The sequence below is a fragment of the Paenibacillus sp. Leaf72 genome, from assembly GCF_001422685.1.
In the GTDB taxonomy this organism is placed as follows: domain Bacteria; phylum Bacillota; class Bacilli; order Paenibacillales; family Paenibacillaceae; genus Pristimantibacillus.
The window spans coordinates 65,783-79,170 of record NZ_LMLV01000001.1; the positions used below are offsets into that span (position 1 = coordinate 65,783).

The window sequence follows — 13,388 nt, forward strand, 5'->3', positions numbered from 1 at the left end:
CTTTGGAAACGACAGGGCTGATTCGTTTAAGGCTGCTAATGCTGCAAATCTAAATCCCAATCGAGATTTTTCCAATAACTGTAAGGATGGTAAAGGCTGGAGTATAGGTTTCTTAATATGCCCTCTTCAAAATCTTTACCGCTGCAAAATAGAGCTCCAACTGCGCAAGACAAGGCGAACTGCTCAAAGCTCGTAAAATATTGCCGTGCAAGCGAGGAGGATAATTTCAACCTCTCGAATACCTCCTCCTCCGTTAAATAGTCCAAAAATGCGCCTAGGCGGCACAACAGGACGTAATTCGCAATATGGTAACCGCGGATGCCTGCTGGTGGAAGCGTTAAATCATATTGCGCAACGATAGAAACAGAAGCCGACGAGGCAGCTTCTTCATCGGTTATTCCCTCCAGCATTCGGTCTCTTTCCCGAAGCGGCATCGCTGATATCATGCGTCTTTTATCATCAAATAAGGAAATGTCTACAATATCGCTTTCTAATTGATCAAGCTTTTTGTATAATTGAATTTTATCTGGAATTTCGAAATCATCACGCAAATAGATCCGGATTCCCTCTTTCTGACTTGCCCTCCTTACCCCTTGAGCAGCAGGCATACCGTAGAGCAGCTCTGGGCTGAAAGTCGCTTCACCGAGCTCTACCTTCTTCCAAAAATGCTGATCGCTGCACAAAACTTCCAAGTCATCGGCTGAGCCATAAGACGATGTCATACTTAGCGAAAGCTGCCAGAGACGTTGTTTGATCATAATAGGTTTACCTTTCTAATTTGTCTATATAGTAGATTAATGTGATTAGAAAAAGGATCGGCAAAACGATAAGCAAATATGGAATTATTGAAATATCCCATAGGAGCGAAAACACATGTATAACCAAGCCTACATTTACTAAAAAACCAATGCCAAAAAGAATGATTTTCGGCACAACTTCGCTATTCCTCTCCAGATAAGTCATAAAGTTTTCCTTTGGCGGCGGCTCGGGCCACACCAATAAATGCTCATTGCACTTATATAACAGGCCTGTCTCTAAGTCGCTTCCTTTCATTGCATACGGTAGAAGATTACTTGATGAACTTCCCTTATTCAGCTGATTCATGACGTAGAGAGATAAATTCAGGCCTTTGCGGGCTTCCGCATGCCACGCATCATTTTTAATGACCAGCTTAAAATCCGCAACAGCTTCTTCAAACAAACCTATATGGTGATACGCATACCCCCGATAAATAAGGGCATCCTCATGCTCTGGGATTCTATCAAGCATTCGCGTAAAAGCGCTAATAGCTTGCTCGTATTCTGACCGTCTATAATAGGCCATACCCAACAGACGATGAAGCACAGGATCATCTGCATACAGCAGCGTTGCTTCCAACCCAAGCTTGATACTTTCCGTATATTGCATTTGCTGAAGCAGTTGGAACACTTGAAACCGTAAATCAGCAAAATGCTCAAAATCACAAGCTGCATGAGGATCCAAGTAATCTAAGGACAATTCGTGGTCATACCGTATGAGTGCTTCCCAAGGGAAATTCGTTTTATCCAATAAAGAAAATTCCTCATTTAAATAGCTCCAAATCTCATGCGGCAAATGGCCGTGCTGCTTCAAAAAACGGAGAACCTCCGCTTCGACATTGTCGCGTTGAGCCAAGGAAACCTGCAGAAACAGTTTTCTCCATTCATAAATATCTCTTCGTTTAAAAACGTCTTTATAGAGAATGCTCAGCTGCTCATAAACCATATCTGAACGGCTCCTTGCATCTGCCAAAGGTTCCTCTAGATGAATATATTCATATCCAAATCCAGAGCCTTTATCTGTTGATCGGTATGCCGTTTCCTCTTCCTCTATTTCGACAATCACACTTTGCTCTTCACTGCTCTCCGTAAGTGAATCCTTGTCTAAATCGTGTGCAAAATGCTGTGTTTGAACCTTCTCTGCAAGCTTTAAAGCTTGTTCGTAGGCGCTTCTAAGCCGCATAAACCCAATCGGGTCATCTTCGGGATGGCATTTCTTAAGCAAGGCAGAATACGCACTGCGGATTTCTTTTTTATTACTCGTCGGATCAATACCTAAAATATCCCATTCAGTCATCGTTCAGGCCAATCCTCCACACTGCGCAAATGCTGTTCAAACGTTAGCGCTGCCTTATTGATTTCAAGCGGGTTCTGCCGATCTAAAACATGTTCAAACTTTTCGATTTCCAGAGCCAGTTGATGCCGTTTGTCCGACAGCATCTCTTCATACAATCGTTCACCCTTAGCCAGCAAAAACCGATTTTTATGATCTTCCCTAGGGTGAATTTTAAGTTTTTCTATTTCCTTCAAGCGAATGCTGATTTCTTCATCCGTTAAGGACGTATTGCTATTCATAATAATAAGGGACTTCTTCTCCTTCGTTATTCGCGAAACAACCTCGACCTCCAAAATCCCATTAATATCGTATGTAAATCTAACATCAATAACTGATTCACCCGCTCTTTTTGCCGGCGGGAAGTCGATTGTAATTTCGCCCAACTTTAGATTATTTGCCACTTTGCGACTTTCGCCTTGAAAAATATTAACTTTAATGACACTCTGACCTTCATGCACATTGCAAAATGTATCTACTTTACTAAATGGAATAACCGTGTTGCGTTCAATAATGGGAGAAAACCGCTCGCCTATTATTTCTATCCCTAGCGTATATGGACATACATCCGTCAGTACCGTTTCCCGCAGACTCTCATTACGCTCCTTCATCGCCGCATAAATGCCTGCACCTATACCGACTACCTCGTCAGGATTCAAATGACTAAGCGGAAGCTGGCCAAACAATCTTGCCGTGAACAATCGAATAACTGGCATTTTGGTCGAGCCGCCAACCAGAACGACATGATCGAGCTCTTCAGGAGCGATATCAGCATCCTTTAAAGCTTTTTGTAATGGCTTTTTAAGCTTAGCCAGCAATTCCATTGCCAGTTTCTCAAAGTCTTGTGCCGTAATCTCCAATGTGTAAGTCGTTTCATTAATGGTACAGGTCATTTCAGAGCAGTTCTGTGTCGTTAATGCTAGTTTGCAGGATTCTGCCTGCTTTTTAAGCATAGCGTACACTTTGCTCGTTTGACCGCCCAATTTTAATTGATGCTTCTCCAGAAAATAACGAATTAATGCTTCATCAAAATCCTCTCCGCCGAGAAAATTATCCCCTGCTACTGCTCGAATCTCCATAACATTATCAAACATATCGAGTACGGAAACGTCAAAAGTACCGCCACCAAGGTCGAAAATGAGCAACTGCTGTTCTTCCTCCACTTGATTAAGTCCATAAGCAACTGCTGCTGCCGTTGGTTCGTTAATAAGCCTCTCTACCTTCAAGCCCGCTAATTGCCCCGCCTCTTTCGTAGCGCGCCGTTGGTGGTCATTGAAATAAGCGGGTACGCTAATAATGGCTTCTGTAACTTCACTCCCCAGAAAGCTTTCCGCATCTGCTTTCAGCGCTCTCAATACAATGGCGGAAAGCTCTGTTGGCGTGAAAATATATTTCTCCAAATCGTAATTTTTCACTGTCCCCATATGCCGCTTGAATACAGCCGCCGTCAAATGCGGATGCGTGACCAGACGTTCTTTTGCGGCACTTCCCGTAATGATTTCTCCCGTTTCCAATACGCTTACAACGGAAGGCGTTAATTTTTCTCCTAAAGCATTAGGAATAATGACACACTCACCATTCACATAACAAGTAACAAGACTATTTGTCGTTCCCAGATCAATTCCGATAATCGGCACATTCTCAGCTCCATCAACATATAAATTCACCCATAAATACATAAAAAAATAAATGAAAAGACATCTTTAGCTAACAGTCTTTTTCTAGGATAAGGATACTTATCTCATTTATATCGGTTAAAAGGGTAAATTTGTTTGATGATAAAATCGAATGGAACTTAATATCCCTCTCAAAAAAATAATTTAGACATAATAACAATATATACATATGCCTCCATTTAAGGAGGTCATCATCATAAATTTCACAATTGCCTCCTTTTAAAAATCTTTCCCTTGGGCAACATATAAGCGCAACGGAATTAATGAATGAAAGGAGCCGCAAACGCATGCTGCTCGTTTATGCTGTCGCCCTACTGCTTGGAGGATTATTCGCGGTGAATGCCGTATTCGCTTATCAAAGCAAGCATATTGATCCCGTTTTCTGGGCCACGATTTGGTACCAGTTCAAGCTGCTGCCCGTCATTTTTGCTGCAAATGTCATGATTGGCTTCGGCGTCAAATTTATGTATAAAGGGTTTGGCAATTTGACCTTCGCCCTCACCTTGTCGAAAGGCATTGAAATTTTGGTCTGTGTCATCATTGGCATGATGTTTTTGCGGGAAATGCCCAATTGGAAAACGATCGCCGGGCTCGCCGTCGTCGTGCTTGGCTTCTGGATTACGAAGCTCAAATGAGTACTTTCTCTCCCAAGCATTACACGAGGAAAAAGCAAACAGCCTAAAGCCGCCCCCTTGCAGAAGGCATCAGCTTTAGACTGTTTCATTTATTATTCCATCATTATTCTTTCATAATTTCTTCATTCTGTACGCTGCTCTCGCTAATCAATTCGAATGCGGTACGGATTTTCTCAATGTAAGCAGCATCATTGCCGGTACACATAAAGCGAACGCTGCCGCTTCGTACGCCGCCTACCATGCCAACACGGCTTAGCAGCGCCATAAGACGTTTTACCGTTCCCACATTGCCATCTATAATTTGAATGTGCGGCGGCAATATTTCGCGGAGCAGCCCTTTGTAGAAAGGATAATGGGTACAACCCAGCACAATCATGCCATAACGGTCCAAATCATAGTCAGCAAGCTTGGAGCGGAAATAGTCGCTCATAATGCTTTTGTCAAACTGCAGCTCCTCACAATAATGGACGAGCTCTGGAAGGGGCAAGGAATCTACTATCCCCTCATCGTCCACACGTGAGACAAGGGCATAATATTTTGGCTGCTGAAGCGTCAACGGTGTCGCGAACACCAGCACCCTCTTCCCTGTCTTGCGGTTCATCTCAACGGCTGGTTTGACTGCCGGCTCCATACCGACAATAGGAAAAGAGTACATCGTTCGCAGCTCGGCAACAGCAATACTAGTGGCCGTATTGCAAGCTACAACCAGCGCATCCATCCCCTCGCCAACCATCGTCTCAACGGCCTCCAAAATATAGGCTCTGACTTCTTCCTTCGACTTCGTTCCATAGGGGACGTGCAAATTATCAGCCATAAAAAGATAATCCTGGGCAGGAAGCATTTGAATCGCCGTTGCCATGACGGTTAGACCTCCAATGCCCGAATCCAAAAATCCGATTTTCATTTTTATCGATCCTTAACTTATGTAATAAATACTAATACAAGCATAGCGCGATAGTTGGTTATAGGCAAGAGCAGCCAAGAAGATAATGCGCAGCTTTTCATGATGTAGCTTATAAATTTTTTCCATAAAAAGGACCAACCAGAAGTTTCTGATTGGCCTTTCTTTCCTATTCTATTTCATTGTACTTCTATTCTATTAATATACGCCTACCGCATTATAAGCTTGTTTAACCGATGCTACTTGCGTAGAAGTTGCGCCGTACAGCTCTGTTGCCGATTGGATGACTGCTGCACGCGTAGCGGAGAAATTAGAGAAGGTCGACAAATAGTACACCAGCGCATTGTAGTAAATTTGTACCGCTTGCTCCCTGCCGATACCCGTAACACTCACCCCACTGAACGTTCCGCCTTGTGCAAGCAAATAAAACGCCTTATTGTTAATGCCGCTATTGATATGCACGCCGGCATTGTCAGCGGAACCCGTATAGCGGTTGCTGTAATGTGCGGGCTGATTATACAAAGTCGGATCAGCAAGCGAGCGAATCGCATCGCCTGAAATGTTTGGCGTGTATACATCATCCCCGATCAGCCAGTTATCCCCTTCAATGGAATTGCCGATAATATCGGAGATCGATTCGTTAATAGCTCCCGACTCGCCGTAATACTCCAAATTAGCCGTATATTCGGTTACGCCATGCGTGAACTCATGACCAACTACATCCAAATCGCCAGACAACGGCTTAAAGGTTACGCCATCGCCATCGCCGTACACCATTTGTACGCCATTCCAGAAGGCATTGTTATAGTTCGTATAATAATGTACGGTGGAACGGAGCTGAAGACCATTGTTGTTCAAGCTGTTGCGGCCAAATTTCTGCCAATAATAATCATAGGTTTTTGCTGCATAAGCATGAGCGTCAACAGCAGCCCCATCCGTCCAAATGTTCGTTGATCGGGAGAAGAGCGTCCCCGGTAGCGAGATTCCATTATTTGCATTGTAGGTTGCAATGCCACCCCCGCGCGTTGCATCGTACAGCTGATAAGAGGAACCCACGAGCCTCGTTTCAAACGTTTTGCTATCGCCGTTCACACCTGTTCCCGAACCTGTTATTTCATGTAAAATATTATATTTAAACAATACGCTGCCTGTCTCTGCCGCGATAAAATATCTAACCCGCAGCGGCTCAGGCTCCAGCACGTTCACTTCTGTAATATAAGACAGCACCGGTTCGCCATCCTGCACAAAATAATATAATTCTGCTTTAGGAGTCGTTTGCGGCTCGCCAAGCGTTCCATACTCCTGCGATACATCAGCCTCGGCAGCGGCAATCGCATCTGCTTCGCTAATCGGAATGACCGGAGCGATCGTTTGCGGAAGCTTGTCCTGCACATTTTCAACAACGCTTCCAAGCAGTGAAGTCACTTGCCCCTCACTGTCAACATGAAGCGTTTGATCGGCACCATATACAGGAATGCCTGATGCATATTGGCTCAGCCTAAAATGGATCGTTCCCGTTGAACTATTGGTCTGCTGTTCTACAATACGGAAATGATCACGAATATTGCCCTCTTCGCCAACATTTAATTGGTCTCTTACACTTTCCAAATAGCCCCATACCTTTTCCTCAGGCGATACAGCTAAAGGAGCTACCCAATCAGGCGCCGTAATGAAAATTTGCGAGGAATCAGCGAAAAAATCACTTGAATCGTTATTTTCTTCCGCTGCGACAATCGAAGCGAATGAACCAAATACGAGCATACCTGCAACAATAGAAGCTACTTTCTTTTTCATAAAAATACACTCCTCCAATATGAATACTAGGTTATAAGCGCGAGCGAATTCCTGTTGATTGTTCATTCAGGCGGATGCCAAAGCTGTTATCTGGGATGAGAGACGATTGCGACGGACCGTTTACCTTTTTTTGCTGGCAGTCTAGTTAAAACCTATCACCCACCTAATAAGGAAATATTTGCAAACCCTTGGAGCTGATTTCATATTACTACGAGAGTCTATCATTTGTGAAGCTTTTTTTGAGATTTTTGGAAATTTCTTCTAACCTTCTATGTTAGATTACGCTAATTCATTTGCTCTTTGTCTCCCATAATCATGGCGTTTACTAAATCTATTCTTGTTTAATGGCAGTCTAGTTTAGTAGCAAGCTAATATAAAATAATATAAATAAAAAATAATTATCCCAAAAAAGGATTTTGGAAAACTTTGACGAATGTTGAAAGGTATAGAGAGACTATATAACTATAGATGGGAGTCCTATTCTTGCAAACACCGCCTAGAAGACCAGGAACGACGACCTATAGACCTGGGCAACCCTCGGCAGCGCGACCTACCAGTGCCCAAACAGGGCGGCCAGTTGCCAATCCGCGAGTTGCTGCCGGACAAGCAACTGCAGCAGCACGTCAAGCCGCTCCTCCAGCTGCTGGGCAACCCGCACCACAGGCTGCACCAGCAGCGAACAAGAATCAGCCAAAAAATAGGCTGGCCTTAGCGATTATATCGCTTATTTTTGGCATTATCAGCGTATTGCTGTGCGTTGGAGGCTTGTTTAGTTTTATCGGAACGGCACTAAATCCCTATGCCAGTGATACAGCTGGAATGGCAAGCGTCATAATTTCTGCTATTCTCATTTTCATTTTCAGCCTGCTCGGATTTATATTCGGTTTGGCCTCCAAACGTTCCTCCAGCGGCAAAGGCATGGCGATTGCAGGCATTATTTTATCCGCTCCTCCACTGTTTCTGACGGTGCTTGGCGTAGGTGGCTTTATTTTTGCTGCGATATTCGCAATGTACTAAGATAACACTTGGCAGTACTTCTCTTGAAATAAAACAAGCCTTCGCGTTCCATATGGAATGCAAAGGCTTGTTTTATTTATTGAGCTCGCTATAAATCCTTTAAGCTGCTATTGCTTCAAAATCCCCGGCAGCAATTCAATACCTCCAGGTGAACGGCGAGCCCAACGCTCGTCGTTCTTGTTGTTCCCAAACCATCATATTGGACCTTAAACCTCATGCGACCACCTTACCTTCAGGCTCTGGAACTATACAGCTTAGTTAACCTGCTCATGAAGCCTGCTTGGCAGCGGATTGTGCATTAGGAATGCTTTGCCTGCCTGGGCCTGCAACGAAGGCCGCCACAATGCCAAGAACAGCGAAGACAATACTTAGCATAAATCCATGGTTTATCGCGGTTCCCAAAGAATCACGCACGAAAGCAACAATATCTTGCGGAACATTGCCGGCCCCTCGTACAAGTTGCTCTGGATTCGCCAGCGTCGCAATCTGATCCTGTGGAATATGGTGCTCAGCCGCTCCATCCGACAGCAGCGTCTTCAAGTTATTGTTGACTATGGTCGCCATGATTGATGCGCCGAGAACGCCGCCAATGCTGCGCCAGAAACCAACGATGGACGAGCTAATACCGATGTATTTGCGTTCCACGCTTGCCGCCATAGCTGTCTGTGACATGCTCATCAAAGGGCCGATAGCTCCGAGCCCAAGCAGTATCATAAGACCCATCATATACCACTTGGAAGCATCATGGCTAACCGTACTGAGCAAGTAGCTGACGATAACTCCCGCTGTCATTGTGAAAGCAATAAGCGTTCGATAAGCAAATTTGGATTGCAAAAAGCCAAACAAAACCGCTCCGGATATTAACGAAACCATCATCGGAGTCAACAAAGCGTTGGAGTTTTCCTGCCCTAATACGGCAGTTGAGAAAATCGGCAAATAAGCAATGGCCGAAAACATAATCGCTCCCTGACAGAGACAGGCGAGACATAGCCCGACGACCATCCGATTTTTGAACAAAACTAATGGCAATATCGGCTCCTCTGCACGCAGCTCAACGGATATAAACAGCATGCCCACGATAATTGACACCGCAAACAGCGATAAAATTTGCCAAGACGTCCAGGCGTAGTCCTTCCCACCCCACTCCAAAGCGAGCATCAAGGAGATGGTGCAAATAATGAGGAAAGCCGTACCTAAATAATCGATTTTTGGCTTTCGCTCCGAACGGGATTCCTTGAGGGCAAAGAGCAATACAAGGAAGGACAAGATCCCAATCGGAACATTGACGTAAAAGCACCATCTCCAGCCCCACGCCTCTGATAACAGCGTCCCGATTTGCGGTCCTGCAACTGAAGACAAGCCGAAGATACCTGCAAAAACGCCGGCCATTTTGGAAGCTTGCTTCGGATCGGCAAATACCGTGTAAATAATCGTAAAGCTGATCGGCAGCAGCGCTCCCGCACCAATTCCTTGAATAGCACGGAACACGATTAGTTGGGTAATATCCTGCGCCATGCCGCATAAGGCTGAACCAAGGAGGAATATCGATATGCCAATGAGATAAAATAGTTTGCGGCCAAATAAATCGGACATTTTGCCAAAAACGAGCATCATGCTCGTTGAAGCGAGCATATAGGCGGTAAATACCCAGCTGACCTGCTCAAATCCGCCAATGTCTTTAATAATATGGCTCAGTGCCGCAGAGGTAATCGTGTTGTCGAGAGACGACATTAGCAGGCCGAGTGCCATTGCCAATACGATCAGCCCTGTTTTTTCCTTGTTCATGTTGAACCCCTTCTCCTTATAATTGAGCTTTCAGCTTTTGCAATCCTTCTACTAAAATTCGATGGGAGCTCTCCTGATTGGCAATACCGATTGTGATACACAGTTCTTGGGTGGCATTCATGTTGGGTTTCCAATTTGCATAATCAGCCGTTAATTGGGCAATCTCTTCCTCCTGTTTGGCAATCGTTTTCTCGAGCCATTGAATCACTTGCTCCTGATCTGCCCATTTTCCAAAAACGAGCCTCACCATAAAATCGGATTTCGTTTCCACAGCCTGGATATCGCTTTTTAAATACAGCATAAACTGTTCCCGGCCCGCTTCCGTAATCGTATACACATTTTTATTTGGCTTGCCATCCTGCAAAATGCTCTCCTTCGTAATTAATCCCTGCTTCTCCATCTTGCCGAGCGTCGGATAAATCGTCCCATAGCTGGCATTGTAAAAATACGAAAACAGCGTTTCAAATTTGTGCTTGATTTCGTAGCCCGAACAATTTTCATCCATTAAAATTCCTAAAATCACATCTTGGCTGTTCAAAAAATTCCCCACCTTCTTTGCAAATCTCTTTACGCAAGTTTATATTAACATAAAGTATATATCAGTTCAATATATGAATTTTAATCATATATCGATGAACAATATGAACAGTAGTCAAGCAGCTTCATGGCTAAATTCGTTATGCATTCAGCAGTCAGCCTTAAATTACAAAGCGGGAATCAGAGAGCCCGTACCTAATCGCTCATCCTTCCATTTGTTTCTTTTCCGCTAACCCCCTATAATCGAAAGAACGAGATGGATGAGGAAAGTAGGGAAAAACAGATGAACCTGTCATCACTGCTCCCGGCTATTGAGCCGCTGGACTTAAGGAGCTGCCTGGTGTCTTATAATGGCAAGCTTATTATCGAGCATTACCGAAATGATCGTACGAGAGAAGAAATTGCAAAAGTTAATTCCTGTACAAAAAGCGTCGTTTCTGCCCTGATTTGTATCGCGATGGACAAGCAGCTGCTGCCAGAGGCATCGACGCCAGCCGCTTTATTTTTCCCCCAGCTTGCCGAAGATTCTGACCCGCGAAAACAAACGATTACGCTGGAGCATCTATTGACGATGTCTGCCGGCTTCAACTGGACGGAGTTCGGCGGACAAAACTCCTTCCCCCGCATGACGCAAACGTCAAACTGGATTCAATTTGCCTTGGAGCAGCCGTTATCGGATGAGCCTGGCTCGCGCATGGAATACAACTCCGGCATCTCACAAATGCTGTCTGCCATTCTCGTACAAGCAAGCGAGATGACCACTGCTGCATTTGCCGAACGCTACCTGTTCCAGCCGCTAGGCATTTCCCAATATGAATGGGAGCATGATCCGCAGGGCATTCATACAGGCGGCTTTGGACTGCGGCTGCTTCCAGCCGATATGCTGAAGCTGGGCCAGCTGTATTTGCAGCAAGGTACATGGAATGGGCAGCAGCTTATCCCCCAAACTTTAATAGAGCGCTCCGTCTATCCTGCAATAGCCGCTGAATCTCCTCGCCCTGGCCAGTACGGCTGGCATTGGTGGGTCGATTCTTTTGCTGCAGGTTCGGAATCCGCTTCGCCTTCTGCTTTCGATTTTTATTATGCTTTAGGCTTCGGCGGACAGACGATTACCGTCATCCCCCGCCTCAATATCGTCGCAGTCGTCACCAATGACAGGCTAAAAAGAGGCAAGCCTCCCGCAGATGTTTTCCGTCATCACATTGCCCCGCTGCTCGCGCAGCAATAATTTAAAAATCAAGACAACTCCCCTGCGGGCGTTGTCTTTTTATGTCGTATAGTTTTCCAGGCGGCAAGCCATACTGGTAAATGTAAGAAACCAGGACATGGAAACTAGGTGAACGCACATGACAACCGAGAATAGCCATACGGGGACAAGCACCCAGGAAACGATGCCAACCGTACCACAAAGTGGTCAATCAGGCAGTGGCGATGGGAAGCATCCGCTCACCTCCATACTGGAGGATAATCTTCGTTATCTGGAATCTGTCTTTGACCGCAGCTCCGACATCATCTTTATGCATTGGCATTACGGTCCCGATATGTTGCATAAAGCATGCTCGATCTATTACAGCTCGCTTATTCAAGACGATACCATTAACTATATGAAAATATCGCTGCAAGATCTTGTAACGCATGAGGTCGGACCTGGAATGGAAGCTGGCATTGAGGACGTCCGCTTTTTTTTCGAGAATCATGGCCCTTCCGGTAAAAAAGTACAGCTCGTAAACGATTTAGATGCTGTCGTAGACGGTATTTCCAGCGGACAGCTGCTGATTTTATTCGACGGCTGGAATCAGGCACTCAGCTTTAAAGCCCAGTCCGTTGAGACAAGACAGGTCAATGAGCCCGTCAATGAATCGGTCGTGCAAGGGCCGCGGGAAAGCACCGTTGAAAACTTGCAGAAAAATTTAGGACTGCTGCGGCTGCGGCTGAAGACGCCAAAATTCAAAATTGAGCTAATGAGCGGTGGCGGCGATACCAACACAACCGTCGCCTTCGGATATTTGGAAGGCAAAGTGGATACTGAGATGCTCGCCGAGTTTAAGAAGCGAATGGAGCTCATTAAGACGGTAGATGTTTTGGAAACGTCCTATATTGAGCAGCTTATTGAAGATTCCAGCTACTCCCCCTTTCCTCAACATCGTTATACAGAAAGAACCGATATGGCTGTAGCCGGTTTGCTAAAGGGAAAAATCGTCGTGCTGGTGCAGGGAACAGGCGGCATGCTGCTTTGTCCCGGGTTGTTCACCGAGTTTTTCCAATCGAGCGAGGATTATTACCAACGGACGATCATCTCTACGATGATTCGCTGGCTGCGCATTCTCGCTTTTATTATCGCCTTATCGCTGCCAAGCATTTATATTGCGCTATCTACCTTTCATCCTGAGCTGATTCCTACCGTGCTTCTATTAGCAGTATTGAATGCACGCGAGGGTCTGCCGCTGCCAGCCTTTTTCGAAGCGCTGCTGATGGAGTTCTTTTTTGAGCTTATGCGTGAGGCAGGCGTTCGCTTGCCCCGGACTGTCGGCTCCGCTGTGAGCATCGTTGGAGCCCTTGTCATTGGAGATGCCGCGATTAGTGCAGGAATTGCATCACCGATTATGGTTATCGTGGTGGCGCTGACGGGTATCGCCTCCTTCTCTATTCCGCAATATGGCATCGCGATTGCGCTCCGTATTTTGCGGTTTCCGCTCATGCTTTGCGCTGCGCTGCTCGGGGGCTTCGGCATGATGATTTGCTTCTTGTTCATTTTGCTGCATCTGTGCAAGCTTAGGTCGCTTGGTCAGCCTTATATGGCTCCGCTCGCTCCTTTTCGGCTGGTCGAGCTTCGAGATGTCATTATGAGAATCTCGCTCAAAAAGCTGCTGCGCAAGCCGCAAAATTTGCATAAGCATTAAGAAGCTCAAAAAA

The 13,388-nt window shown here is 45.4% G+C and carries 11 protein-coding genes; 4 read left to right on the forward strand and 7 right to left on the reverse strand.

From position 1 onward, the window contains the following. Positions 1 to 35 precede the first annotated feature (35 nt). The 3 genes from ASF12_RS00290 to ASF12_RS00300 are packed head-to-tail and all read right to left on the reverse strand — an operon-like array spanning position 36 to position 3,767. Entirely contained in the window at positions 36 to 758 is a 723-nt protein-coding gene (locus ASF12_RS00290) for a DUF1266 domain-containing protein (RefSeq protein ID WP_056028201.1), read from the reverse strand. A 7-nt stretch (positions 759 to 765) separates the two neighbouring features. Further along, positions 766 to 2,094, reverse strand: coding sequence for a tetratricopeptide repeat protein (locus ASF12_RS00295; RefSeq protein ID WP_056028204.1), 1,329 nt, complete (start codon positions 2,092 to 2,094; stop codon positions 766 to 768). After that, positions 2,091 to 3,767 (reverse strand): molecular chaperone HscC, encoded by a 1,677-nt coding sequence (locus ASF12_RS00300; protein WP_063892483.1) that lies wholly within the window; start codon positions 3,765 to 3,767, stop codon positions 2,091 to 2,093. The genes ASF12_RS00295 and ASF12_RS00300 overlap by 4 nt, the downstream gene beginning before the upstream one ends. 326 nt (positions 3,768 to 4,093) lie before the next feature. On the opposite strand from ASF12_RS00300, the gene ASF12_RS00305 reads away from it, so the two are divergent. After that, positions 4,094 to 4,441 carry a hypothetical protein gene (locus ASF12_RS00305; protein ID WP_056028211.1) on the forward strand — a complete coding sequence of 116 codons (348 nt, stop codon included), beginning with the start codon at positions 4,094 to 4,096 and terminating at the stop codon, positions 4,439 to 4,441. A 103-nt stretch (positions 4,442 to 4,544) separates the two neighbouring features. On the opposite strand, the gene murI is transcribed toward ASF12_RS00305, so the two are convergent. Together murI and ASF12_RS00315 are read right to left on the reverse strand one after the other, a co-directional pair. Then, positions 4,545 to 5,345: a glutamate racemase gene (gene murI / locus ASF12_RS00310; RefSeq protein ID WP_056028214.1), complete on the reverse strand. Its 801-nt coding sequence runs from the start codon at positions 5,343 to 5,345 to the stop codon at positions 4,545 to 4,547. 195 nt (positions 5,346 to 5,540) lie between these two features. Beyond that, on the reverse strand, positions 5,541 to 7,136 hold the full coding sequence (locus ASF12_RS00315) for a M4 family metallopeptidase (protein ID WP_056028217.1): 1,596 nt from the start codon (positions 7,134 to 7,136) through the stop codon (positions 5,541 to 5,543). A gap of 483 nt (positions 7,137 to 7,619) precedes the next feature. Between ASF12_RS00315 and ASF12_RS00320 the strand changes: the two genes are divergently transcribed. After that, positions 7,620 to 8,153 carry a hypothetical protein gene (locus ASF12_RS00320; protein ID WP_056028220.1) on the forward strand — a complete coding sequence of 178 codons (534 nt, stop codon included), beginning with the start codon at positions 7,620 to 7,622 and terminating at the stop codon, positions 8,151 to 8,153. 267 nt (positions 8,154 to 8,420) lie between these two features. On the opposite strand, the gene ASF12_RS00325 is transcribed toward ASF12_RS00320, so the two are convergent. Together ASF12_RS00325 and ASF12_RS00330 are read right to left on the reverse strand one after the other, a co-directional pair. Further along, on the reverse strand, positions 8,421 to 9,938 hold the full coding sequence (locus ASF12_RS00325) for a DHA2 family efflux MFS transporter permease subunit (protein ID WP_056028224.1): 1,518 nt from the start codon (positions 9,936 to 9,938) through the stop codon (positions 8,421 to 8,423). Between the two features lie 16 nt (positions 9,939 to 9,954). After that, on the reverse strand, positions 9,955 to 10,476 hold the full coding sequence (locus tag ASF12_RS00330) for a PadR family transcriptional regulator (protein ID WP_081418542.1): 522 nt from the start codon (positions 10,474 to 10,476) through the stop codon (positions 9,955 to 9,957). Positions 10,477 to 10,758: 282 nt separating this feature from the next. Here ASF12_RS00330 and ASF12_RS00335 point away from each other — a divergent pair, with 282 nt between their 5' ends. Both ASF12_RS00335 and ASF12_RS00340 read left to right on the forward strand, forming a co-directional pair. Further along, positions 10,759 to 11,703: a serine hydrolase domain-containing protein gene (locus tag ASF12_RS00335; protein ID WP_056028226.1), complete on the forward strand. Its 945-nt coding sequence runs from the start codon at positions 10,759 to 10,761 to the stop codon at positions 11,701 to 11,703. 118 nt (positions 11,704 to 11,821) lie between these two features. Next, positions 11,822 to 13,375: a spore germination protein gene (locus ASF12_RS00340; protein ID WP_235532996.1), complete on the forward strand. Its 1,554-nt coding sequence runs from the start codon at positions 11,822 to 11,824 to the stop codon at positions 13,373 to 13,375. The last annotated feature ends 13 nt before the right edge of the window (positions 13,376 to 13,388 follow it).